22 protein-coding genes are annotated in these 23,954 nt (G+C 69.5%); 9 read left to right on the forward strand and 13 right to left on the reverse strand.

Annotated elements, in window-relative coordinates; genetic code table 11:
- Positions 1-6 precede the first annotated feature (6 nt).
- The gene (locus DFR72_RS32135; protein WP_211335600.1) at positions 7-786 is read right to left on the reverse strand and encodes an alpha/beta hydrolase; all 780 of its coding nucleotides are present in this window, start codon (positions 784-786) and stop codon (positions 7-9) included.
- A gap of 91 nt (positions 787-877) precedes the next feature.
- Here DFR72_RS32135 and DFR72_RS32140 point away from each other — a divergent pair, with 91 nt between their 5' ends.
- On the forward strand, positions 878-1,432 hold the full coding sequence (locus DFR72_RS32140) for a TetR/AcrR family transcriptional regulator (RefSeq protein WP_211335601.1): 555 nt from the start codon (positions 878-880) through the stop codon (positions 1,430-1,432).
- A gap of 62 nt (positions 1,433-1,494) precedes the next feature.
- On the opposite strand, the gene DFR72_RS32145 is transcribed toward DFR72_RS32140, so the two are convergent.
- Both DFR72_RS32145 and DFR72_RS32150 read right to left on the reverse strand, forming a co-directional pair.
- Positions 1,495-4,098, reverse strand: a complete 2,604-nt coding sequence (locus DFR72_RS32145; protein WP_090068751.1) for a glycoside hydrolase family 3 protein — start codon at positions 4,096-4,098, stop codon at positions 1,495-1,497.
- A gap of 239 nt (positions 4,099-4,337) precedes the next feature.
- Positions 4,338-5,984: a glutamate--tRNA ligase gene (locus DFR72_RS32150; RefSeq protein ID WP_090068749.1), complete on the reverse strand. Its 1,647-nt coding sequence runs from the start codon at positions 5,982-5,984 to the stop codon at positions 4,338-4,340.
- Between the two features lie 266 nt (positions 5,985-6,250).
- Between DFR72_RS32150 and DFR72_RS32155 the strand changes: the two genes are divergently transcribed.
- A complete protein-coding gene (locus tag DFR72_RS32155) occupies positions 6,251-6,871 on the forward strand; it encodes an L-threonylcarbamoyladenylate synthase (RefSeq protein ID WP_090068747.1) in 621 nt (206 codons plus the stop codon).
- Between the two features lie 3 nt (positions 6,872-6,874).
- On the opposite strand, the gene DFR72_RS45830 is transcribed toward DFR72_RS32155, so the two are convergent.
- Positions 6,875-7,042, reverse strand: a complete 168-nt coding sequence (locus DFR72_RS45830) for a hypothetical protein (RefSeq protein ID WP_170176502.1) — start codon at positions 7,040-7,042, stop codon at positions 6,875-6,877.
- A gap of 104 nt (positions 7,043-7,146) precedes the next feature.
- Positions 7,147-8,985 carry a S8 family serine peptidase gene (locus DFR72_RS32160; RefSeq protein ID WP_090069136.1) on the reverse strand — a complete coding sequence of 613 codons (1,839 nt, stop codon included), beginning with the start codon at positions 8,983-8,985 and terminating at the stop codon, positions 7,147-7,149.
- 231 nt (positions 8,986-9,216) lie between these two features.
- Here DFR72_RS32160 and DFR72_RS32165 point away from each other — a divergent pair, with 231 nt between their 5' ends.
- Together DFR72_RS32165 and DFR72_RS45835 are read left to right on the forward strand one after the other, a co-directional pair.
- A complete protein-coding gene (locus DFR72_RS32165; protein ID WP_143086838.1) occupies positions 9,217-10,173 on the forward strand; it encodes a hypothetical protein in 957 nt (318 codons plus the stop codon).
- 64 nt (positions 10,174-10,237) lie between these two features.
- On the forward strand, positions 10,238-10,396 hold the full coding sequence (locus DFR72_RS45835) for a hypothetical protein (RefSeq protein WP_170176503.1): 159 nt from the start codon (positions 10,238-10,240) through the stop codon (positions 10,394-10,396).
- Positions 10,397-10,502: 106 nt separating this feature from the next.
- Here the strand turns inward: DFR72_RS45835 and DFR72_RS32170 are convergent, their stop codons facing one another.
- Positions 10,503-11,084: an NUDIX domain-containing protein gene (locus DFR72_RS32170; protein WP_245983698.1), complete on the reverse strand. Its 582-nt coding sequence runs from the start codon at positions 11,082-11,084 to the stop codon at positions 10,503-10,505.
- 124 nt (positions 11,085-11,208) lie between these two features.
- Here DFR72_RS32170 and DFR72_RS32175 point away from each other — a divergent pair, with 124 nt between their 5' ends.
- Entirely contained in the window at positions 11,209-12,312 is a 1,104-nt protein-coding gene (locus DFR72_RS32175; RefSeq protein WP_090068743.1) for a helix-turn-helix domain-containing protein, read from the forward strand.
- On the opposite strand, the gene DFR72_RS32180 is transcribed toward DFR72_RS32175, so the two are convergent.
- The 3 genes from DFR72_RS32180 to DFR72_RS32190 all read right to left on the reverse strand — a co-directional run bounded on the left by DFR72_RS32180 (position 12,309) and on the right by DFR72_RS32190 (position 14,768).
- Entirely contained in the window at positions 12,309-13,238 is a 930-nt protein-coding gene (locus DFR72_RS32180) for a DUF6346 domain-containing protein (RefSeq protein ID WP_090068741.1), read from the reverse strand. The genes DFR72_RS32175 and DFR72_RS32180 overlap by 4 nt on opposite strands.
- A 161-nt stretch (positions 13,239-13,399) precedes the next feature.
- Positions 13,400-14,296 carry a ParB/RepB/Spo0J family partition protein gene (locus DFR72_RS32185; protein WP_090068739.1) on the reverse strand — a complete coding sequence of 299 codons (897 nt, stop codon included), beginning with the start codon at positions 14,294-14,296 and terminating at the stop codon, positions 13,400-13,402.
- A gap of 79 nt (positions 14,297-14,375) precedes the next feature.
- The gene (locus DFR72_RS32190) at positions 14,376-14,768 is read right to left on the reverse strand and encodes a CoA-binding protein (RefSeq protein ID WP_090068737.1); all 393 of its coding nucleotides are present in this window, start codon (positions 14,766-14,768) and stop codon (positions 14,376-14,378) included.
- Positions 14,769-14,885: 117 nt separating this feature from the next.
- Here DFR72_RS32190 and DFR72_RS32195 point away from each other — a divergent pair, with 117 nt between their 5' ends.
- Positions 14,886-15,308 carry a YciI family protein gene (locus tag DFR72_RS32195; RefSeq protein WP_090068735.1) on the forward strand — a complete coding sequence of 141 codons (423 nt, stop codon included), beginning with the start codon at positions 14,886-14,888 and terminating at the stop codon, positions 15,306-15,308.
- A 110-nt stretch (positions 15,309-15,418) separates the two neighbouring features.
- Here DFR72_RS32195 and DFR72_RS32200 read toward each other — a convergent pair whose 3' ends face one another.
- On the reverse strand, positions 15,419-16,168 hold the full coding sequence (locus DFR72_RS32200; protein WP_090068733.1) for a substrate-binding domain-containing protein: 750 nt from the start codon (positions 16,166-16,168) through the stop codon (positions 15,419-15,421).
- Positions 16,169-16,224: 56 nt separating this feature from the next.
- On the opposite strand from DFR72_RS32200, the gene DFR72_RS32205 reads away from it, so the two are divergent.
- The 3 genes from DFR72_RS32205 (at position 16,225) to DFR72_RS32215 (ending at position 18,623) form a co-directional block, all read left to right on the forward strand.
- Positions 16,225-16,590: a DUF5997 family protein gene (locus DFR72_RS32205; RefSeq protein ID WP_090069133.1), complete on the forward strand. Its 366-nt coding sequence runs from the start codon at positions 16,225-16,227 to the stop codon at positions 16,588-16,590.
- 166 nt (positions 16,591-16,756) lie between these two features.
- A complete protein-coding gene (gene ligD / locus DFR72_RS32210; RefSeq protein WP_090068732.1) occupies positions 16,757-17,701 on the forward strand; it encodes a non-homologous end-joining DNA ligase in 945 nt (314 codons plus the stop codon).
- Positions 17,691-18,623, forward strand: coding sequence for a DNA polymerase domain-containing protein (locus DFR72_RS32215; protein ID WP_090068730.1), 933 nt, complete (start codon positions 17,691-17,693; stop codon positions 18,621-18,623). The genes ligD and DFR72_RS32215 overlap by 11 nt, the downstream gene beginning before the upstream one ends.
- Here DFR72_RS32215 and DFR72_RS45840 read toward each other — a convergent pair.
- The 3 genes from DFR72_RS45840 to DFR72_RS32230 form a co-directional block, all read right to left on the reverse strand.
- Positions 18,602-21,289 carry an effector-associated constant component EACC1 gene (locus DFR72_RS45840; protein WP_090068728.1) on the reverse strand — a complete coding sequence of 896 codons (2,688 nt, stop codon included), beginning with the start codon at positions 21,287-21,289 and terminating at the stop codon, positions 18,602-18,604. The two genes, DFR72_RS32215 and DFR72_RS45840, sit on opposite strands and share 22 nt — an antisense overlap.
- A gap of 42 nt (positions 21,290-21,331) precedes the next feature.
- Entirely contained in the window at positions 21,332-22,210 is an 879-nt protein-coding gene (locus DFR72_RS32225; protein ID WP_090068726.1) for a hypothetical protein, read from the reverse strand.
- A gap of 68 nt (positions 22,211-22,278) precedes the next feature.
- Positions 22,279-23,949: an ABC transporter family substrate-binding protein gene (locus DFR72_RS32230; RefSeq protein ID WP_245983699.1), complete on the reverse strand. Its 1,671-nt coding sequence runs from the start codon at positions 23,947-23,949 to the stop codon at positions 22,279-22,281.
- Positions 23,950-23,954 lie beyond the last annotated feature (5 nt).

Here is a 23,954-nt window from a genome sequence, read left to right on the forward strand (position 1 = left end):
GCCGGTTCAGAACTTCTCGGCCCAGTTCAGGGCGTGGTCGGCGACCTCTTCCCAGCCCGGCGTGCCCAGGACGAAGTGCGGGCGGTTCGGGAACTCCTTGATCTCGGTGATCGCGGGGCCGGAGTACCGGCGGGCGTTCTCGCGGTTCATCGACGCGGGTACGACGTTGTCGCCGTCGCTCGCGATGAACAGCAGCGGTGCGCGGTTCGGGTTCTTCAGGTCGACCCTGGTCGCGTTGTGCGTGGTGAAGTTCGCGGTCGCGGCCTGCCACAGCGGACGTCCGGGCGCGGTGATGGCGAACTGCTGCCGCAGGGCCTCGGCTTCGGCGGCCGGCAGGGTGTTCGTGAAGGCGTAGTGCCACTCCGCGGGCGACAGCTCGACGTTGCGCTTGGCGTTGGCCGGGTTCTTCAGCACCGGGAACGCGGCCTTGATGGACGAGAACGGCAGGCCCAGGGTGCCCTTGGCGGGTGCGGAGTGGATCGCGACACCGGCCTTGCCGAGGCCCCTGTCCAGCAGTTTCTGCGTGATCAGGCCGCCGAACGAGTGGCCCATGATGATCGCGTCCTCGGCGTGGTGGTCGCGGATGAACTTCTCGACGTGGTCGGTGATCTCGACGACGCCGAGGCCGTTCGCGATCTCCGGGTGGGCCCGCATCTCGGCGACCTCGCCGTAGCCGGGCCAGGTCGGGGTGAGGACCTCGTGGCCGGCCGCCTCGAACCGCTCGGCGACGTTCTTCCAGCTGGCGGAGGTGAGCCACAGTCCGTGAACCAGCACGATCTTCGACATTTCCGTCTCCCTCAGTTCTGGAGAACGCTCGTTCTCCGGCATGAGTGCTAAAGTAGAGAACGAGCGTTCTCCGTGGCAAGGGGTGATGGTGGTGACGACGGACACAGAGGCCCGTGAGCGGGTCCTGGAGGCCGCTGACCGGCTGTTCTACGCGAAGAGCGCGCACGCGGTCGGCATGGACGAGCTGCGCGCGGAGGCGGGCGTCTCGCTGAAGAAGCTCTACCAGCTCTTCGACGGCAAGGACGCTCTCGTCGAGGAGGTGCTGCGCCGGCGGGAGGAGGCCATCACCGCCGCGACCATGAAGTACGTGCTGCGCGCGGCGACGCCGGAGGAGCAGGTCCTCGCGGTCTTCGACTGGATGGCGGACTCGTCCGGCACGACCGACTTCCGCGGCTGCGCGTTCATCAACTCCTACGCGGAGCTGGGTCCGTCCTCCGACCGCGTCACGGCGGTGGTGCGCCACCAGAAGTCCGGCGTGCGGGGCGCGATCACGGCGATGGTCACGGGCATGGGCAAGCCGGAGTGGGTGGCGGACTCGATCTTCCTGCTCTTCGAGGGGGCGATGACGAACACCGCGATCACGGTGTCGTCGGAACCCGCGCGGCAGGCTCGGAAGGCGGCGCGCTTCCTGCTGGAGTCCACATAGGAACGCGCCCCCGCCTGGGTGTCGGCGGGGGCGCGCGGGTCTATCGCTTCACCTGCGTGCGATTACGTGCAGGGCAGGGCGTCCGGATCGGCGCCCGCCTTGGGCACCCACCGGATGTTCGCGAACGAGGCCTGGAACGCGCCGTCGGTGTAGACGAGGAACGGCGTGTTGATGTTCTCCAGGTCCAGTCCCTTGTCGGAGAAGCAGGAGACCGGGATCTTGACGGTCGACTTCTGTCCGACGGGGAGGTTGCGGAACGCCTGCGTGGCGTCGATCTCGGCCATGCACGGGTACACGCAGTGCGAGCTGATGACCGTGCGGTTGGCCGGGGCCTGGTGCACGATCACGTCGAACTGGAGTGCCGCGTTGGCGTTGCCGTAGCCGCGCAGGTCGCTGCCCGCCGCGCTCTGCAGGTACACCTGGCCGGGGCCGGTGCCGGTCCACGTCGTCTTCAGCGCGTCCTGCTGGACGTTGACGTCGGACTGCACGACGTTGAGCTCGGCGTGCGAGGCCTGGCCGTCGGGCCCGACCACGGTGCCGCCCCAGTTCTCCGCCGAACCGATCATCGACTGGTAGGGCGCGATGTCGGTGCGGTTGAAGATCTCCAGGTCCTCGGTGGCGGTGCCACCGCCACCACCGGAGCACAGGGCGCCAGGGCTGGTCTCGTCGAGCTTGCCGACGCGGCCGGTCTCCCAGTCGCGCAGGCCGTAGCCGAGCTTGAACAGCGGCTTCTTGGCGGGCTCGCCGGGCAGCGCCGGGCAGGCCTCGCCGGGCCACGAGTAGGACAGCTTGCCGCTGAACCCGTTGTGACGGCCCTTGATCAGCAGGTCGGCGATGCCGCCGCCCTCGGAGCCCGGCAGCCAGGCGGCCACGAACGCGTCGGAGCGGTTGATCTCCTTGTTCATGTACAGCGCGCGGCCACCGACGTAGACGGTGATGACCGGCTTGCCCTTGCCGGAGACCTTGTCCAGCACGGCGATGTCCTGCGGGTGCAGGCGAGCGGCCTCGAACGAGCGCTTGCCGAGGTCGCCCACGCCCTCCGCGTACGGCGTCTCACCGATGACGGCGATGACGGCGTCGAACTGCGCCGGGTCGACACCGTCCGCGGTCTCGGCGAACGTGACGTTCGTGGTGCCCAGGGTGTCCTGGATGCCCTTGAGGATGCTGGTGGCGTTCGGGAAGTCGGCGTTGGTGTTGCCGGTGCCCTGCCACGACAGCGTCCAGCCACCGGTCTGGTTGCCGATGTTGTCGGCGCTCTTGCCGACCACGAGGACCTTGCTGCGCTTGGACAGCGGCAGCACGCGCTTGTCGTTCTTCAGCAGCACGGCGGACTCGCGCACGGCCTCGCGGGCGAGTTCCTTGTGCTGCAACGCCTTCGCCTCACCAGCGTGCTCACGCAGCGAGGGCTTCTTGGCCTCGAAGACGCCGGCGCGCAGCTTCACGCGCAGGATGCGGGTCACCGCGTCGTCGATGCGGGCCATCGGGATCTCACCGGACTCGACCTGGGCGATCGTGTTGGTGATGAGCGCCTTCCAGTCGTTCGGGACCATGAGGATGTCCAGGCCGGCGTTGATCGCCGCCGCACAGCTGGAGTTCGTGCAGCCCGGCACCTGGCCGTGGCCGTTCCAGTCGCCGACGAGCAGGCCGTCGAAGCCCATCTTGCCCTTGAGGATGCCGGTCTGCACGTACTTGGAGCCGTGCACCTTGCCCTCGTTGATGACGTCGTTCGTCCAGCTGTTGAACGAGATCATCACCGACTGGGCACCCGCGGCGAGAGCACCGTAGTAGCCCTGGCCGTGGATGTTGATCATGTCCTTCTCGGACGAGGCGTTGACGCCCTGGTCCTTGCCGCCGGTCGTACCGCCGTCACCGATGAAGTGCTTGGCGGTGGCGATGACACCGTCCTCGCCGATGCGCTTCTTCGCGTTGTCCTGCAGACCCTTGACGGCCTCGTAGCCGTAGGCGCGCGTGATCCGCGGGTCCTCGGAGAAGCCCTCGTACGTGCGGCCCCACCGGTCGTCCTGCACGACCGCGAGCGTGGGCGCGAACGCCCAGTCCTGGCCGGTCGCGCGGATCTGCTCGGCCGTGGCCTCGTTGATGTCGCGGATGAGGCACGGGTCCTGCGTCGCACCGAGACCGATGTTGTGCGGGAAGACCGTCGCGCCGTAGACGTTGTTGTTGCCGTGCACCGCGTCGATGCCCCAGATGACGGGGATCTTGGTGCGCGACTGCTTCGAGGCCTCGAAGTAGGTGTCCGCGAGCGCGAGCCACTCCTCCGGCGTCGCGTTCTTCTTGGCCCCGGGCCAGCTACCGCCACCGTTGAGGACGGAGCCGAACCCGTAGGTCGTGACGTCCGCGGCCGTGATCGCGGCGATCTCGGGCTGCGTCATCTGACCGACCTTCTCGGCCAGCGTCATGTCCTTGAGGATCGCCTTGATGCGCGCCTCGTCCTTGCGGTCGCCCTTGAGCTGGCTCTCGACCTTCGGCCAGTCCTTGAGCTCGGGCAAGGACTTCTCGATGCGGGCGCAGCCGTGCTCGGTCTTGGGCTGGCCGATGACCGGCTGCTTCGACGGCCAGTGCTGCGCGTCCTGCGCGACCGCCGCCGATGTCGTGCCGGCGGCGAGTGTCAGCCCCAGCACTGCGGCGAGAGTGCTTCTCCAATGCATGCCGCCGATCCTCAACGGCGTGTTACGTCCACGTCAATGGGAACGCTCTCACGACTTTTTTCCGGAACTCTCAGGATGAAGCTCCCATACCGGGCTGATGCGTTCGCGCACCCGTGCGGCAGTGGGCCGGTCGGGTGACGATCGTGCGCGACACTGTGGGTTCTTGGGGTTGTCTGTTCGAACTGGACAGCGAAAGGCCCCCAGTTCCAACAGGAACTGGGGGCCGTCGAATGCGTGCGTCAGCCGGCGAGCGCGCGCACCCGGCGCAGCACCTCGTCGGTGCCCAGCGTCCGGGCGACGGCGTGCAGGTCCGGGCTCGCCTTCGACCCCGTCAGCGCCACGCGGATCAGCTGGGCGGCCTCGCGGATCGAGCCGGGGTACGCGTCCGGGTTCTTCTTGAGTTCCTTGGGGTTCGGCGCGAAGCCGTGCTTCGCGGCGAGCTCGCGGATCTGGCCGAACCACTCCTGGCCGTCCTCCAGGTCCGCGTAGCCGTCGGCGAAGTCCGCGGCGAACGCGGAGATCAGCTCGGGCGACAGGCCGCCGAGGCGCTCGTCGGTGCGGTCGGACACGAGCGGGAACAGCGACGGGAAGAAGAACCCGTAGGCGGTGCGGAAGTCCGCCCACTTGCGGAGGTCCTTGCGCGGGTTCGCGACCTCCGGGCCGCGCTCGACCCGCAAAGCCGCCAGAGCGGCGTCGCGCTCCGAGGCCAGCACCGTGACCAGCTCGGGGTCGTGGGTCTCCGCCCACTCCGACACCAGCGAGATGATCTCCTCGCCGGACAGGGTGGCCACGTAGTCGGCGCAGATGTCGTCGAGCTTCACCAGGTCGACCAGCGGGCCCGCGACGCCGCACTCGGCCAGCGAGATCGGCGCCTCCAGGGCCTCGGCGAGCGGCAGCTCCGCCAGGCGGGCGTTGACCAGGCCGCGCATGTAGTACTGGACGGCCGGGGCCGGGAAGCCCGCCTCGATGAAGAACTCGACGGACGCCTCGGGGTCCTTGCGCTTCGAGAGCTTGCGCCGGGAACCGCCCTGCTGCTTCATCAGCGGCGCGATGTGGGCGTACTCGACGCGGTCGAAGCCCAGGGCGTCGAACAGCTGCAGGTGCGTCGGGACGGAAGAGATCCACTCCTCGCCGCGGATCACCAGGTTCACGCGCATCAGGTGGTCGTCGACGGCGTGCGCGAAGTGGTACGTGGGCAGGCGCGGCGACTGGTCGGACGCCTTGAGGATCACCACGTCGTTGCGGTTGGCGTCGTGCTCGAGCTCGCCGCGGATGGCGTCGACGAACTTCGTCCGCTCCCCCGCCTTGCCCGGCGAACGGAAGCGCACGACGTACGGGCGGCCCTCGTCCAGAGCGGCCTGGACGTCCTCGGCGGTCTTCTCGCGCCAGATCGCCCAGCGGCCGTAGTAGCCGGTCGGCAGCTTCGTGGCCTGCTGACGCGCGGTGATGTCCGCGAGCTCTTCCTTCGTCGCGAAGCACAGGTACGCGTGGCCGGAGCGCAGCAGCTCACGCACGTACGTCAGGTAGACCTGCTCGCGCTGCGACTGGTGGTACGGCCCGTACGAGCCCACGGCGTCGGCCTCGTCGGGCTCGATGCCGAAGTACTTGAACGCCTTGTTGAACTGCTCGACGGCGCCGGGCACCTCACGCGCCTGGTCGGTGTCCTCGACGCGCACGATGTACGAGCCACCGGAGTGGGACGCCAGGTCGCGGTCGATCATGCCGACGTACAGGCCGCCGATGTGCAGGAACCCGGTCGGCGACGGCCCCAGGCGGGTGACCTTCGCGCCTTCGCCCAGCCCGCGGGGCGGGTACTGCTCCTCCCAGTGGGACGGCTCCGGCAGGTCCGAGGGGAACAGGGCGTCGACGACGGCACGGTCGAGCATCGCTAAGGGTCTCCAAACCAGGGAAAGAAGTACCCCCAGGTTATCAACGTGCGCGAGCCGAAATGCTGGCCCCTCGGTGATCGGCCCAGAGCCTGTCGCCCAGGTCTCGTCCCCGAGAGGTGCGCTTGAGGTGGTTCCTGGCGGTGTGGGCGGCCGACCCGCATACCGGTGTTGTGTTCGGGTCGGCCGCCCGCGCCGCCAGGCGCCGCCTCAGGCCCGCCTGTCGCGGGGCGAGACCTGAGCGACAGGCTCTAGGCTCACACGTCATGGCCAAGTACCTCGACGTCCACCCGGTCAACCCGCAGAAGCGCGCCATCGACCAGGCTGTGCGGATCCTGCAGGAGGACGGCCTGATCGCGTACCCGACCGACTCCTGCTACGCGCTCGGCTGCCGTCTGGGCAACAAGGACGGCATCGACCGCATCCGGGAGATCCGCAAGCTCGACGACAAGCACCACTTCACGCTGATGTGCGAGAACTTCGCCCAGCTCGGGCAGTTCGTCGTCGTCGACAACGCGGTGTTCCGCGCGATCAAGGCCTCCACGCCGGGCAACTACACGTTCATCCTGCCCGCGACGAAGGAGGTGCCGCGCCGCATGATGCACCCGAAGAAGAAGACGGTGGGCGCGCGCATCCCGGACCACGTCGTGACGCAGGCGCTGCTCGAGGCGATGGGCGAGCCGCTGCTCACCAGCACCCTGCTGCTGCCCGACGAGGCCGAGCCGCTCGTGCAGGGCTGGGAGATCAAGGAACGCCTCGACCACGTGCTGGACGCGGTGATCGACTCCGGGGAGTGCGGCACCACGCCCACCACGGTGGTGGACTTCTCGAGCGGCGAGGCCGAGATCATCCGCTACGGCGCGGGCGACCCCGAACGCTTCGAGTGACGGCTAGCGCTTGAACCAGGCCTGGTAGTCGCTGTTGTCGCAGGTCTGCACCCGGACGTTGGACGTGCCCAGCCGCGTGAGGCACCTGCCCTGGCTGGGGTCGCGGATGATGAGGCGCGAGGACGAGCCGCTCACCACCCAGACCCTGATGCCCTGGAACTTCCAGGTCACGGCGGCTGCGGTGTGGGACCACCCTCGCAGGTTCCTCGCGGAAATCCTTGACCCCCGCAGGTCACGGGCGGTGGCGGCGAGACGCCACCACCGCCGGTGAGGACCTACGAGACGACCAGCGCGTAGTCGGCGTCGGTCGCGGCGGTCTCGACGTGACCGTCCACGTTGACCGAGGTCGCGACCACCTCGACCGTCCAGTTGCCCGCGGCGGGCGTCTGGACGAGGACGTTCTCCACGGTGTCGACGGTGTTCGCGACGCCGCCCGCCGTGGACCAGTTGCCGGCCAGCAGGCCGTTGTTGCCCCAGTAGACGGTGCCGTTGGGGGCGGTGACCTTCAGCGTCAGGTCGTTGACGGTCGCCTTGGCCGCGGTCGGCGAACCGGCCGGGTCGGTGTAGGCCAGCGTCGCGCGCAGCGGCGTCTGGCCGTTGGACGCCACGGTGTACTTGCGCGACTGGCCGGTGACCAGGAGGTCCGTCTCGTTCACCAGGACCGGCAGCTTCCAGCCGCCCGCCTTCGCGCGGTCGTAGAGGTTGCGGACCGACGCCGTGCCCCAGCCCTGGTGCGTGCGGGTCTGGTCGTGCGTGGTGCCGGAGAACGCGTGCTGGTCGGCCGTGTTGATGAGCAGCGCCTTCGCGGTCGCCGCGTGCGGGCGGGACGCGAACACGTCGCGCTTCTTGCCGGGGGCGCCGTCGAACACGCCGTCGGACCACATCTGGAACAGCAGACCGGCGTTGCCGCAGGTGATCGGCGTGGCGCCGGACGTGCCGCCGAACGACGTCGTGTAGGCGGTGTCGCTGGTGGACGTCGTGGTGTCGATGCGGTCGTAGAAGTTCGAGATCTCCGGCTTGATGCGGCCGTCGGCGGCGGGGCCGATCGACGCTCCGCCGTTCCACTTGTCGTCGGTGCGCGAGGCGGTGTTGTAGTGGTAGTGGCCGCCGACCGACAGCACGTTCTTCGCCCACGCCTGCGGGCGCGAGCTCCTGGTGCCCGCGTTGCTCTGCGACTGGCAGATCAGCAGGTCGTGGTCGAACACGATCCGGTCCATCTGCTGCGAGATCGAGTTGTACGACGTGGTGAGCGCGTCACCCCAGCTGTTGGACTGGAACACCGCCCGGTACTGGCCGGCCGGGTCCACGAGCTGCTTGGTGTGGGCGTAGCGGTCGCCGGAGCCGTAGATCGCGAAGATGCCCTGCGCCTCGGGCAGCAGGCCGCGGTGCGCGGCCGAGACGCCGGACGCGAAGATCTGCCCGTACGTCGAGGTGCCGTGCGAGGTGCTCGACGAGTTCCCGGTGTGCATCACCGGCGGACGGGTGCGGAACTCCTGGTGCGTGGTGCGCAGGCCGCCGTCCATCACCTCGCCGCGCACGCCCTGGCCCTTGTAGCCGCCGACGCTCTCGACGTAGTTGGCACCGGACGACTCGCGCGAGATCGCCATGTCGGTCTCCGGCGCGGACACCGGGTCGATCGCGATCACGGCGGGCAGTTTCGCGAGCTGCGCGGCTTGCCCGGCGTCCAAGGTGGCCATGATGTGCTCACGGCTCTCGGAGATGACGTTCACCCTGCCGCCCAAGGACTTCACTCTGGCGGCGACGGCCCTCTGGTCGGCCGTGTCCTGCTCGACCAGCGTGATCAGGTAGTCGGACGAGCCGCCCAGGGCCATGATCTGCGGCTGGGCCTGGAACGGCTTCACCTCCCGCACGTAGCTCAGCCGCGCGATGCGCGCGGTGTTCGTCATGCGGGCGAGGTAGGTGCCGTCCTGGACGAACGCGCCGAGGCGCACGCCGAGCCCCTCGAGCTGGTGGCGCTGGCCGTCGGACAGGGTGGTGCGGAACTGCAGCAGGTAGGCGCCCTCGGCCGGGGCAGCGACGGCGGGGACGCCGCTGATCAGCGAGAAAACCGTGGCAACGCTCAATATTGTGCGCAGCACGAACAAAACCTCCATCGGCAGGGTTGGCGGCGACCGGAGGGAGTCACCGCCCGTGACCAGCACGTTACCGGTGGAGGCCAGGTCAGGACATCAGTCGTTCGGCGGTGATCATCTCGCGGGACGGTGTAGAACAATCCCTTCCTCTGCCGATGTTCACGTTCACGTTCACCCGGATGGTGCATCCGGAGTAACGTCCGATCAGGTAAGCCCGACATGCCCGGCAAAGCATTTCCGCGCGGAGGACGGATGTCTGTCGCACCTGAGCAGCTGATGGAAGAACTGCGCACCTTGTGCCGAGGGCGCGGTGTGCAGACTCCCGGTATCGACTTGCACGTCGGACCGGCGCTGCGCCAGGTCTGCGGCGTCGTCGAGACCGACGGCGCGGAAGCGGTGCGGACGAAACTGCGCGACTGGGTCGCGAACGCGGCGCGCGCTTTCCCGGTGGAGGTCCGCAACGCCGTTCTGGCGCCGCTCGGACTGCACGACGACGCGCAGTTCCGGTTCCTCAACGAACGCATCGAGTGGCTCGCGCGGCAACAGGACCGCGGCGCTCGAACGGTGCGCAGGAGGATGGACGCCGGACTGCAGCGCCTGGTGGAAGTGGCGCTGCAGCCGGCCCCTTCGACGACGCACGTGGCGCCGTCGGAACTGTGGCACGTCAAGGAGTTCGACGCGCTGCTGAAGCTGGACGGTCCGACGCCCGCGTGCACGGAACGCCGGACCGTTGTGGCCGACACCGACGGTGTCAACGAGATCGCGTGGTCGATCACGATCCCCTCCCCCACGCCCGACGGCGCTCCAGGCGACCTGGACGTGGAGGTGTTGCACGGGGTCGAGCTCATCGGCCACGAACGTCCGTCCCCGCGGCGCTTCCTGATGAAGCTGCGGTTGCCCCGACCCCTCAACGCAGGGCAAACGCACCAGTTCGCGCTCGAAGTGCGCGTGCCGCGCGGACAATCGATGCGTCCGACCTACGTGTTCTGGCCGGAGCGGATGTGCGAGTCGTTCCGGTTGCGGGTGCGGTTCGACCGGGACGACCTGCCGGAGTCGGTGTGGCGCGTCGAGGAAGCCCTGGCGCGCGACACCGATGACCTGACGCCTTGGCCGCAGTCGTTGCCGCTGGACGAGATCGGTGAGATCGACGTGCAGTTCCCACACCCTCGTCAGGGCCGCGGCTACGGCGTGCAGTGGACGCCACGCTGATAGCCGGAGCCGTTCAGATCATTTCGATGCAGAAGTGCGGTTCCACGGCTGACACCTCCCTTTGATGGCCAGGGAGAACCGCAGTCCGAAGCGGAGTCAGATCACCGTCGCAATGAAGACGCTGCCGGCCATGAATCCCACGAAAAGGCAGATCGTGGCAACCTTCACAACGGTGGCGAGTGAGCAGATCATTCTCATCGAAGAATTCACCTTCTCATTCTGACTGGCTTTCGGGCTGATGTTCTCGCCGATGCACCAAGAATGGCTTTCAGCCAGCAGAATTAGAACGGGTTTCCTGTTTCACACTGAATGAGGAAACCCTCGGAACGTTATTTCTGGGTCGTGCGGCGCAACGCCATGACGAGCAGCGCGTGCGAACTGCCGGCGTGCGGGAGCATGCCCTGGCGGACGAGGTCGAGCGCGTGGCAGAACGGCATGGTCCGCACGCGCAGGTCCGCCTCACCGGGTTCGAGCGACGGCTCTCCCTGGGTGAGGTCGGTGGCCAGGAAGATGTGGTCGACGTGGTTGCTCAGGCTGTCGGCGCCGTGGATCTGGCCGAGCCGCTCCCACCTCGCCGCCCGCAGCCCGGTCTCCTCCGCGAGCTCACGACGTGCCGCGGCAAGGGGATCGGAGTCCGTCTCGTCGACGGCGCCACCGGGCAGCCGCCACTCCGTGCCGCCGTGGGTGTAGATCCACTGGCGGGTCAGCACGACCTCGTCGTCGTCCTGGATAGCGAGGACCGTCACCGATCCCGGCGCCACGACGTGGGTGTAGGTGCCGTGACCGCCATCGGGTCTGACGACCTTGTCGGAGCGGACCTCGAACCACGGCGACCGGTGGACCACGTTGGTCGCCAAGCGCTGCCAGACCATCACCACACCAGCCGCCTCGTCGAGCCGCGTCATCACCATGACTCACATGGAACCATCGCCGACCGCTCCAGATAGCCCCAGTTGATCGTCAATCACAGGCCAATTAATGGACATTCCGCATTCGGGTGTTTGACGACGTACACACTTCCGGGGGAGGGAGGGGGTGAAGCCGTTGCCGCCCACGTTCGCCCAGGAGGTTCGCCGCCTGCGCAACGAGCGCGGGCTCTCGCTCAACCAGATGACCGGCCTCGTACCGTACAGCAAGGGACACCTCAGCAAGATCGAGAACGGTCAGGTTCACCCGAACCCCGAAATGGCCAGGCTCTTCGACAACGCCCTGCAGGCCGACGGCCATCTGATCGAACTGGCCGACGCCCCGGCGCGCCCGATCCCGAGCGACCACACGACGTTGCTCACCTTCGACTCGATGTTCGACCACCACCGCGCCCTCGGCCACCGGCTGAGCCCGGAGGTGGTGCTGTCGAGCCTGCGTCCCCAGGTCGACGCACTGAGTTCCATGGCCCGCTCCGCCGACGACCCCGGCCTGGGGCGGGGCCTGTGGCTGCTGGCAGCCCGCTACGCCGAGTACGCGGGCTGGATGGAACAGGAACGCGGCGACGACGCCTCGGCGGCCGAATTCACCCGGCGCGCTGTGAAGTACGCGGCGAAGGGTGGCGACTCGGAGCTGGCGTCCTGGGCACACGTCCGCATCTCCGAATTCGCCCTGTACCGCGGTGATGCCCGCGCCACCGTCAAGTACGCCCGCGAAGCCGGCAAGTCCCGTTCGACCGCGGTGCAGGCGGCGGCCGCCCTGCGCGAAGCCCAGGGCTACGCCCTCGCCGGGGCCGCCGACCGCTGCCACGCCGCCCTGGACCGCGCCGCCGAACTCCAGCGAGTGTTGAGCGAATCCCCTTATGGCACAACGAGTCTCATCGATCAGGTGGCCATCGCGCGCGCCTGGACGTTCCACGACCTGGGCCGCCACGCCGAGGCCGCCGCCATCCTCGACACCCAGATGCCGCTGATCTCCCCCACGGCCCTGCGCGCCCGCACCCGGTTCGGCCTGCGCAGGGCCCTCGCGCACGCCGAGGCCGGCGACGTCGACCACGCCTGCGATCTGGTCGCCGACCTGCTCGACGACATCCGGCAGGTGCAGTCCGCGACCGTCCACATCGACCTGACGGCGTTCAGCAAGCTGTTGTCGCGCTTGCGTCCTGCGGCAGGGCGTGAGGTGGCGGGCGAGATCGGTGAGATCCTCTTCGCCTAGACGTTCGCGCGGTCGTGGCTGTAGGGAGCCTCGGCGAAGTGGCTCAGCGCATGGTGCAGCCGGGTTCCGCCCTCGTCGCCGAACCGCCCGATCCGTCGCATCCGGCCGGTCCGGGGCGTGACCACGAGAACGTTCTGCCGGGTCAGCCGCAGTTCCTGGACCTCCGCCCAGCCGAGCCGGCGGCCGCGGAACGACAGTCCGTCCGGCGAGACGGTCACCCACGGGCCGAACACGAAGCGGCGCAAGAAGTTCCCGGCGAGCAGCACGATGACGCCCCAGCCCACCAGCGACAGGATCCGGTGGCCGCCGAAGCCCTCGAACGCCCACGGCGTGCTGCGGACCGCGGCGATCGTCGCGAACATCAGCAGCACGAGTTGGATTTTCCAGTCCAGCCACGACTTGCGCGTGTCGACCACCGTGACGTCACGGGCCGGTTCGTCGAGCTTGATCGCTTCGAGGTCCTCGCCGAGGTCCCGCGCGAGCGGTCGGGCGACGCGGAACACGAGGTACAGCCACGCGGGCGCGAACGGCAGCACCAGCCACGCCCAGCCTTCGAGCGGCTGGCCTGCGGCACGAACGTGGTGCGAACGGCGTCCGGTGCCTTCGCGCTCGAGCGCGACCTTCTGGCCGATGTCGGCGGGACCGAGGAAGCCCACGATCTCCTCGCCCGCCGGCTCGGCCGCGCCGTCGTAGTGGAGGTCGGCGGCGCATTGGTGCCAGAAGCCGAACCCATGGGTGCTCACCGGGCCGTGGCGGTGGCAGATCCGTGCCACCGCGTAGGTCTGGCCCGGCGCGATGGCGGGGTCGGGGCCGTGCACGCCGTTGAACTGGCTGATGATCGTGGCGCCGATCAGCCAGCCCAGCACGGTCAGGAACAGAACGACGAAGGCCAGTTTCCCGGCTTTCCTCCGCAACTGTGGGTTCACCCGCACCTACCTCGCCGCCGGCTCGTGCCGTTCAGGCGTCTTCTGGTACCTGTCAGGCGCAGCCACGTCACGCGATCAGAGGCTAGCGGAACCGGTTGCGCCGTACGGGCTAATCGCCCTGATCCGTGGATCAAGGCGATGTGACCGCGTGCGGAACCGGCCTAGACCGCGGTCCGCTGCCCTTCCCGCTCCAACGCCTCGGCCATCTCCACCCAGGCCTCCGCGCAGCCGCGTGCCATGTCCGCCACCAGTTCCCGGCAGTGCGACGGCACCCCGGACACGACGCCGGCCCACTCGCCGGACGACACCGCGTGCGCCTCGAGCCAGCGCAGCACCAACCGGCCGTGCTCGTTGAACCGCAACGAGGGATCGCGGCGCAGGATCGGCAGGGTGGCGTCCGGGTCGCGCACCTCGGTCCGCCCGGCGGGCAGCACGGCGTCGGCGCGTTCGGCGGCCCGCATGCGTTCCGGCACGGGGTCCATGCCGGCGCTCAGGCGGCGGCGGACGTCCCGGACGGTTCCCGGTGACACCCCGGCGGCGCGGGCTATGTCGCGCAGTGAGGCGTCCGGTCGCTCCTGGACCATGCGGCCCGCCAGGCGGCGGCCGGCGGCGGAGTTGACCGGGCGGAGCTTTCCGTCCCTGCCGATCCGCACTGGGGCCTGACCGCCCACGGCGCGCCGCAGCACGCCCACGGACTTGGCGGCGAGGCCCGTGGACGCGGCGATCGCACGGTCCGACCACTGCGGGTGCGAGCGCAGCAACCTCCTGGCCGCCGCCTCTCGGTCGGCGGTCGACAGCGTCGCGAGGTTCAGCGACACCGCCAGGCCGAAGAGGTCCTCCGCCGGTCCGTCGACGTACTCGACCTCGACGGAGCGGCAGCCGCGCAGCACGGCGGCTTTCAGGCGGTGCGTGCCGTCGACGACCTTCATCGTCGAGCGGTGCACCACGATCGGTGGCAGGTGTGCGCCGGATGACGCCAGTGAACGGACGAAGTCATCGCTGAGGCCACGGAGCCGTGGCGAGTCCGCGGACCGCAGCGCGGTGATGTCTACGAGCATGCTGAATCGAGCCCCCCAGGCTGAATCTCCCCAGAACCCCCAGGTGTCCGGAGACGACCAGAGCAGGTTAGCTACTCGTTCAACGGGAGCGCCACTCAATCGCGGGACAGACGTCCATCACCATGCGCAGGCCGGCCTCTCGCGTGCGCGCGTACGCCGCGTCGTCGACCACGCCGAGTTGGAACCAGACCGCCTTCGCCCCGATCGCGACGGCCTCGTCCGCGAACTGGCCGGCGTCCTCCGAGCGGCGGAACACGTCCACGACGTCGATCGGGAACGGGATGTCCGCCAGCGTCGGGTAGCCCTGCTCGCCGTGCACGGTTTCTGCGGACGGGTGCACCGGCACGATCTTCTTCCCGCGTTGCTGCAGGAAGCGGGCTACGCCGTGGGCCGCGCGGGACGGGTTGTCCGAGAGGCCGACGATGGCCCAGACCTGGCAGTTCTCGAGGATCCAGTCGACGTCTTCGCGCATGCCTTCCACCCTAACCTTGTGACCCCGGTCACATTTGCCGGAAGCCGGTCGAAACACCGGGGTCCCCGATCGACGCCTCGGTACAAACGCACCTGACACCAGCCAGAGGAGATCGAGATGCGGTTCATGGTCATCGTCAAGGCGAACGAGGACACCGAGAACTTCGTCATGCCCACCACCGAGGAACTGGCCGCGATGGGCGACTACAACGAGGAGCTCGTCAAGGCCGGGGTGATGCTCGCGGGCGACGGTCTCTACCCGAGTGCGAAGGGCGCGCGGGTCGCGTTCGACGGCAAGGGCGGCACGACGGTCATCGACGGCCCGTTCGCCGAGACCAAGGAACTGATCGCCGGCTTCTGGATCTGGGAGCTGCCGTCGCTGCAGGACGCCGTGGAGTGGCTGAAGAAGGCGCCGTTCCAGACCGGTGAGGTCGAGATCCGGCAGATCCACGGCCCCGAGGCGTTCGAGAGCGTCGTCACGCCCGAGATCCAGGCGCAGGAGGACCGCATGCGCGAGCAGATCGCCGCGCAGGGCCAGTGAGCGCGGGGCGGGGCCGGGTGGCGACCGCCCGGCCCTGCCGCGACAGCGGAAGTCGTTGCGGAAGCGGGAAGTTCAGCGGAGCCTGGTGCTGATCGCGACCGCGTTCCGGATCAGCGTCCGCGACGGGGTTTCGCGCGCTTCGCGGGCTGCTTCTTCTGCTGCGGCGCCGGGCCCCGCCGCTGCTGGGACGCCTGTTTCGGCGCCTGCTTGGGAGTCTGCTTCTGCGCCTGCTTCTGTGCCTGCTTCTGCGCGGGCTCGGCCGCGGGGCCGCGGGTGCTGTTGGCGGTGCGGCCGCGCACGATGCCGATCATGTGCTCGATCAGCTCTGGGTTCTCGTCGCGGATCGGGAACGACAGCGCGACGCGGGACTGCGGCGCGTCGGACAGCGGCACGTGCTTCAGGTCCTTGCGGTGGTGCAGGCGGGCCAGCGACTGCGGCACGACCAGCACGCCGACGCCCGCCGCCACGACCGCGATGGCGTCGGCGGTGGTCTCCGGACGTTCGACGGGCGGCTGGCCGGGCACCTCGTCCCAGACCAGGGTGTCGTCGAGCGGCTGCCACAGGACGTGCTCCGCCAGGTCCTCGAGGGACAGTTCCTCGGCCGCGGCGAACTCGTGGTCCTTCGGGAACACGACGACGGTGGTCTCGGTGTAGAGCGGGATCGCGTGCAGGTCCTCCCGGTCGCCCGGCAACCTGAGCAGCGCGGCGTCGGCCTCGCCGGCGCGCACCTTGGCGGCCGCTTCGGCGACGGTCACCTGCACGAGGGTCAGCTCGGTCTCCGGCAGGCGTTCCTGCCAGACCCGTGCCCACTTGCCCGGCGTCACGCCTGGGACGTACGCGAGCGTGAACGATCCGGTCACGCGCTGAGGCTACCGGACGCAACGGTTACTCTTTGCGCATGAAGTCGCAGCAGACCATGAAGCCCGCCACCGCCGCCAAGAAGCTCGGCGTGTACCTCGAGGCGACGCCCGAGGAGTTCCAGGCGGGCGTGGTGTCGCGCGACGAGCTGAACGAGCTGCAGGCCAACCCGCCGCAGTGGCTGGCAGACCTGCGCAGCAACGGCCCGCACCCCAAGCAGCTCATCGCGCAGAAGCTCGGTATCTCGACCAGCGCCCTGGTGCGCGCCGGCATCACCGAGGCGCTGACCACCGAGCAGATCACCGCGATCAAGGACGAGAACCCGGACTGGCTGGTGCACGAGCGCGCCACCTACAAGGAGTTCAAGGCCGAGGAAGCGCGTCTGGCGGAGAAGGCGCGCCTCGAAGAGGCAGAGGCGGAGTAACGGCTCAGCCCTGCACGAACGGGACCTCCCGCTCACCCATTTCGGCGCGCTCCGCACCTGCCGGGGCGCGCCGTCCCGTTTCCCCGCACCGACCGGCGCGGGCGAAAACAGGCCCGCAGCCGCAGACTACGAGGATCGAGGCGGACGAACGGTTAGGTTGGTGGGCATGGGCAAGTCCCCGGCTGTGGAGCTCGAGGTGGAGGACCGCGTCGTGCGGATCTCCAACCCCGAACGCGTCTACTTCCCCGCGCGCGGCGAGACGAAGCTGGATCTCGCGAACTACTACCTGTCCGTCGGCGACGGGATCGTCCGCGCTCTGCGGGAGCGGCCGTGCATGCTGCACCGCTTCCCCGAGGGCGTCACCGGCGAGAAGGTGCACCAGAAGAGGCTTCCGAACGGTGCTCCGCCGTGGATCCGGACGGTCCGGGTGCATTTCCCGCGGTACAACCGCCACGCCGACGAACTGTGCGTCAACCACATCGCGGACGTGATCTGGGCGGTGCAGATGTCCACTGTGGAGTTCCACCCGTGGAACTCGCGTGCCGCCGACACCGAGAAGCCCGACGAGTGGCGCATCGACCTCGACCCCGGCCCCACGTGCACGTTCGACCGCGTGCGGCGGGTGGCGCTGGTGGTGCAGGAGGTGCTGGCCGAACTGGGCGCGACGGGGTTCCCGAAGACCTCGGGCTCGAAGGGCCTGCACATCTACGTGCGCATCAAGCCCGACCACGGGTTCCAGGACGTGCGCAAGGCGGCGCTGGCGTTCGCGCACGAGGTCGAACGACGCGCACCGGACGACGTCGAGACCACGTGGTGGCGCAAGGACCGTGACCCGTCGCTGGTCTTCGTGGACTACAACCAGAACACGCGCGACCGGACGATCGCCAGCGCCTACTCGGTGCGCGGCTATCCGGAGGCGACGGTGTCCACGCCGATCCGGTGGGACGAGGTCCCGGACGTCGACCCGCACGACTTCACCATCGCCACCGTGCCGAAGCGCTACGCCGAACTGGGCGACCTGCACGCCGGGATCGACGACGCGGCCTGGTCGATCGAACCGCTGCTGGAGTGGGCCGCCCGCGACGAACTCGAGGTTCCCGATGAGCAGTAGCCCGCTGAAGTTCTCGTCGCTCGACCAGCCGTTGTTCGGCGGGCTGCTCAAGGGTGACCTGGTGGAGTACCTGGACTTCGTGGCCGACCGCTTCGTGCCGGTGCTCGCCGGGCGGCAGCTGTCGGTGTGGCGGATCCTGCGCGGCCAGGACCCGTTCATGCAGAAGAACGTCCCCAAGTACACGCCGGGCTACGTCCGGACCGTCGAGGTCTGGGCGGAGGCGTCGCACCGCAAGATCAAGTACGCGATCTGCGACGACGAGCAGACGCTGATGTGGTTCGCGAACCAGCGCGCGGTCGAGTACCACGTGCCGCTGTACCTCGGTGAGCACTTCGGCGAGGACCACCACCAGACCCACATGGTGCTCGACATCGACCCGCCGGAGGGTGCCGGTTTCGACGTGGTGGTCGGGTCGGCGCTGCTGGTCCGGGAGGCGCTCGCCCAGGCCGGTCTCGAAGGCGCGGTCAAGACCAGCGGCGCCAAGGGCGTGCACATCTTCGTGCCGCTGGAGGAGCACTCCCCCGACGACGTGGCCGCGGCGACGCGCGCGGTGGCCGTGCGGGCGGAGAAGCTCGACCCCTCGCTGGCGACCACCGCCTACATCCGGGCCGAACGGGGCGGGAAGGTGTTCCTGGACTCGACGCGCGCCTGGGGTGCCACGGTCGTCGCCGCCTACAGCCCCCGGTTGCGCGAGGGCCTGCCGATCTCGTTCCCCGTGCCGTGGGAGTCCCTGAAGGACGTCACGCCGGCCGACTTCACGATCAGGACCCGGTTCGACGGCGACCCGTGGTCCGAGCTGATGCCGAAGCCGCAACGCCTGCCCGCCGACCTGGTCGCCGAGGGCCACACCATCCCGGTCGCCCGCGTGGCCGCGATGCACGAGGGCAAGCGGCGCAAGGCTCAGCGGGAACGCGAGAAGTAGGCGACCACCGCGGCCGCCAGCGGCAGCGCCACGTGGGCGACGCTGGTGAACGCCGGTTCGTCTGCGGACACGAAGTCGTTGGCGCGCACCAGGAGTCCGGCCGCGACGGCCACGACCGCCGCGAACCTGGCGGTCCCGCTGGTCGAGACGACGATCAGCGGGACGACGACCAGCCCGGCCAGGCTCGCGTGGGTGATGTACGTCGGAGCCTCGACGGTCAGCGTGACGACCGCGTCCAGCACCAGCAGCGCGGGGGCGATCGTGCTGAGCCACCGCCCGTCCCGCCAGGTCCGGTACGCCGCCAGGCAGGTGAGCGCGACCGCGGTGGCGATCACCGTGACGTCCTCGCCGTCGCCGCTGATCGACGTCAGGTCGTCAGCCGAGTAGACGACGACGTAGACGCCCAGCGCTCCCAGAGCGCCGCCCGCGACGGCCAGCCACCACGGGGTCGTCGTGCAGGCGACGGCGAGGGCGGTCGCCGCCAGCGCGTACGGCAGCCAGGTGGAGTCGTAACCGCTGACCAGGCCTGTCGTGCCGGCCAGCAGGCCCAGCGCGGCACCCGGCGCCCAGGGGTGGTCCCGGCAGGTGAGCACGAACAGCGCCGCGACCAGCGCCCACGGCCAGACCGCGGCGAACACGAAGGTGTGGGGGCTGGAGTCGCCGAGGCGGCCGAGGATGCCGCCGGGGATCGCCATCAGGCTCAGGACCAGGAGAGTCAGGGCTAGGCCCGCGGCGAGGCGGGGCAGCGCGGCCGTGAGGGCGGCGGGCGTGAGGGCGGCGGCGGGCGTGGCCACGGTGGCTGGTGCCTCGCGGCTCACGGACGGGTCCGACTCGGCCGGGGCGTGGCGGCTCGAGAGCATGCCCGGCTCGGACGAGGCGTGGCTCGTGAGCGGCCCCGACTCAGCCGATGCCCGGCGGCCCGAGGACATCCCCGGTTCGGACGAGGCGTGGCTCGTGAGCGCGTCCGACTCGGCCGTCGTCTGGCGGCTCGTGGACGGGCCTGAGTCCGTCTGCGTCCCGCGGACCGCGGACGTGCCCGGTTCGGCCGATGCCTGGCGGCTCGCGGCCGACTCAACCTGTGCCCGGTGGCTCGCCGTCGGGTCTGACTCCGTCTGCGTCCCGCGGCCTGCGGACGGGCCCGGCTCGGCCGGTGTCTGACGTCGCGCCGGCGTGCTCGGCTCGGCCGCGCCTGAGTCGAACGCGGAGGGCGAGGGCTGCTCCGGCCTCTTCGGAATCGATCCCGCCTGGCCCCCTCCGGGGGAGGCAGAAGCCCCCACTCCCATCGTCTCAGGCGGCACCGACAGTTTTCGGCCAGTCGTGTCGTGCCCCGGGAGCTTCGAGGCCGGCGCCGGTGCGGCCTTCTCCGCCAGCGCCTCGCGGGCCGCCGACGCCACCATGCGGCTGTCGTCGTCCGTCAGCCTCCGCAACGCCATCCGCGCCGCCAGCACCCGCCCCTCGTGCGCGACGGACAGCAGCCGGCGCAGTTCGGGGACCGCGCCGGCCCGCACGCCCGGCAGCGAGTGGTCGATCGCCTCCTGCAGTTCCGGCGGCAGCGGGGCCGGCACCGTGACCGGGCGGGCGCGGCGCGCTATGCGCAGGTCGCCTCGCACGTCGAGCATCCACTTGCCGGGTGTCTGGTGCGGGGTCACGCGGCGGACCCGGTCGTAGACGTACTCGTAGAGCTCGTCCAGGCCCACGTGGCCGTCCTGGTCTCGGTCGGCGTCGCCCGATTCCAGGCCGTGCACCAGGGCCGAGGTGAAGACCGACGGTTCGCCCTCGGACGAGTCGGCCACGGCGGCGCCCTCGAAGGCGTACTCCATGGCCGACGAGGCGGTGATGACGGCGCGGCCGCTGCCGCCGAACTGTTCCTCCAGGCCGACGGAGCCGCCCGCACGGGCGACCATGCCCCGGCCGAACGCGCCGGAGTAGCAGCAGTCGAGCAGCAGCACGATGCGGCGGGAGCGGGAGCGGTTCATGCGGCGGGCCACGAAGTCCGCGGACACGGCGGTGCCGGCCAGGCGGGAGAGCTTGGTTCCGGACGTGGCGAAGTGCAGCTCGCCGGCCTCGTCCTTCACGCCGTGGCCGGAGAAGTGCAGGACCAGCAGGTCGTCCGGGTCGCGGTCGGCGAAGAAGTCCTCGACCGCCTCGTTCACCTCGGCGGCCGAGGAGTTGATCATGGTCCGCACGTGGAAGGCGCCGATGCGCGGGTCCGCGAGCACCTCGCCCAGGCGGGCGGCGTCGTGGGCCGGGGCGCGCAGGGAGGACAGGCCGGGGTCGGCGAACTCGTGGCTCGCGATGATCAGCGCGTAGCGGTGCAGATGGCGGCCGAGCCACGCGGAACGCTGCGCCAGCTCGGCTTCCGACGGGTCGCCGGTCAGTTCCAGGGTGTCGCCGCCGGTCTCGACGGTCACCGACCGCTCGCGGCGCTGGCCGAGCCACGACGACACCGCGTTGATCAGCGCGGCCAGCACGGTCGACTGGGAGACGGTGGTCAGCAGGGTGCCGAGCTCGTTCAGGTCGACGGCCTTGGCGCCCTCGGGTGCCTCGCCGGGAACGCCGGAGACGGCGACGACCTCTCCCAGCTCCGTCCGCAGGAACGCGGTGAGCTGCTCGATTCGCTCGTCGTCGGCGCCGTCCTCGTGCACGCGCAGTGTGACGTCGGTCATAGCGGCCTCCCACTCGAGAGGTCGCTCACCGAGCAGGAAGCATTACGACGGGTCGGAACCCCGCAACGCCGCCCACCACAGGCCCAGCACCGCGGCGATCAGGGTGGCCGTGATCCAGCCGGTGAACCCGCTGCCGTCCAGGTAGGCCCAGAACAGGCCGACGACCGGCGCGGGCACCATGAACACCGCGTCGACCCGCAGCTGCGCGACCAGGCCACGCGGCGCGCGCGTGTCCGGGTCAGGCCGCACGGGGTTGTCGAGCCGGCGGCCGCGGGGGTGCTTGGTCACCGGGCGGCCGGACGGGTAGACGGTCACACCGCCGACGACGGCGACCCGGCCGCCGCGCAGTTCGACGTCCGAGGGCGACGGCAGCGTCACGAGCACCGGGTCGTAGTAGACGGGCAGCCAGCGCTCGACCGGTCCCTCGACCTCCAGCCACGACCGCACCATCAGCCCGGACTGCAGCCGGATCCGCCGCACGGACACCGTGGTCCCCTGGGCACGCGCGGAACGCACGGCCAGCAGCACCCGCACGGCACCGGCGAGGACCACCAGCAGCGCCACCGCGACGGAGAACGTCACGCCGCCCAGCGCCCGGCCGGTCTCCAGGAACAGGTCCGAACCGGGGATCACGGCACGGGACGGGTCCGCGGGGTCGAACGCCACCTGCGTCTGCCTCCCGACGACGCGCGCACCGTTCTCGTAGGCGACGCGGGCGGTGCCGGACGGCCAGCGCACCTCGACCGCACCGTCCGAAAAGGACACGACCTCGCCCGTGTCGCGGGACGTCAGCGACGCCAGCACCGCGCGGTCGTCCGAATAGGACAGCCAGGAGAACAACGCGACCACGAAGCACACGACGAGCACGACCGCCGTGGTGAACAGCCCGTAGCGCAGCGCACGAACCCGGAAACGCGACAAAGCAAGCTCCAAACAGAAAGAAACGGCCCGGCGGGAAGACCCGCCGGGCCGTTGCACAGCGAACTACATCACTCGGTGAAGCCCATGTTGATGTAGTCGTACGGACGGTTCGCGTACGCGACGGCACCGAAGTTGGCGACGTTGCTCTTCACCGCGACCGCGCCGGGCAGCTGGTACAGCGGGATCTGGTGGCCCAGCTCCCAGATCTTCTTGTCGGCCTCGTTGGCGAGCTCGAGACGCTTGGTCTCGTCGAGCTCACCGTTCGCCTGCTCCAGCAGCTTGTTGACCTCTTCGGAGCCGATCCGGCCGTAGTTCTGGTTGGTGCTGGCCGGGTCGAGCGTGTAGATGCCCTTGCTGTCCGAGATCGGCGTGGCCGAGGCCAGCCAGCGGAAGCCGGTCATGTCGAAGTTGCCGACGTTCACGAACTGCTTGAAGAAGTCGGTCGACGGCACGGCCTGGATGTCGACCTTGGCGCCGATCTCCTTCAGCTGCGACTGCACGAGCTTCGCGATCTGGTCGGAGGTGGGGTTCGGCGTCGGGATGACGTAGCGGACGACGAGCTCCTTGCCGTCCTTCTTGCGGGTCTCGCCCTCGAGCTTCCAGCCCAGCTCGTCGAGCTGCTTCTTCGCGGCTTCCTTGTCAAACGAGGCGACGGCCGAGTTGTCCTTGTAGCCGGCCGAGCCCAGCAGGAAGAAGTGGTTACCGGTGACCTGCGCGTCGCCCTTGATCATCTGGCCGAGCAGGGCCTTGGTGATGGTCTTGGTGTCGATGCCGCGCATCAGCGCCACGCGGAGCTTCGGGTCCTTGAGGACCGACGAGTCGGCACCGTTGAACGTGATGTGCGAGTAGTCCGGCGTGATCGCCTGGCGGATCGTCACACCCTGCATCGACTTGGCACGCGTGAAGTTGTCGATGCTGGAGCCGATGTCGAAGAAGTCGATCTGGCCGTTGGCGAGCGCGTCCGCGAGCGCGGGGCGGTCGACCTGGCGGAACGTGATCTTCTCGAGCTTCGGCTTCGGGCCCCACCACGCCGGGTCCTGCACGACGGTCACGAGCTTGGCGGTGCGGTCGATCGTGCCGATCTTGAACGGACCGGCGGTGATCTTCGGGGCGTCGGCCCAGCCCTTGTTGAACTCCTCGGGCGAGGAGGACATGGCCTTCGGGTAGAGCGGGGAGAACAGGCCGCCCTGCCACTCGGCGAACTTCTTCTTGAACGTCACCTTGACGTCCTGGTCGGTCGCGCCCTTCTCAACCTTCTCGATGTCCTCGTAGCCGGTGGTGCCGGCGACCTCGAAGGCCTTGTCGGTCCCGTTCAGGGACTTCCACATGGCCTCGAAGTCCTGCCAGGACAGCGCGGTGCCGTCCGACCACTTCGCCTTGGAGTTGATCTTGTACTCGACGACCTGCGGGTCGGAAGAAGCGAGCTTCGCGTCGTCGAGGACGTCCTTGTTGACGACGATCTTCGAGTCGGGCTGCTGCTTGAACAGGTTCGGCATCACCGTGTCGATCATGCGGCGGCCGTCGGCGTTGGTGCCGTCGAGCTGGTTGTAGTTCCAGTTGTCCGGCAACTGGTCGACCGGCCAGCGGAACTCGCCGCCGTCCTTGACCTTGGCCGCGTCCTGCGGGTTGATGTCCGCTTGGCCGATCGCGTTGTCCGCGCCCTTGAGCCCGGAGTTGGCGTTGTTGCTGGGCCCCCCACACGCGGTAAGCGTGAGGGCGACGACGGCAAGCGCGGTCACACCCA

It is taken from the genome of Lentzea flaviverrucosa (assembly GCF_003350445.1).
GTDB lineage: Bacteria > Actinomycetota > Actinomycetes > Mycobacteriales > Pseudonocardiaceae > Lentzea > Lentzea californiensis.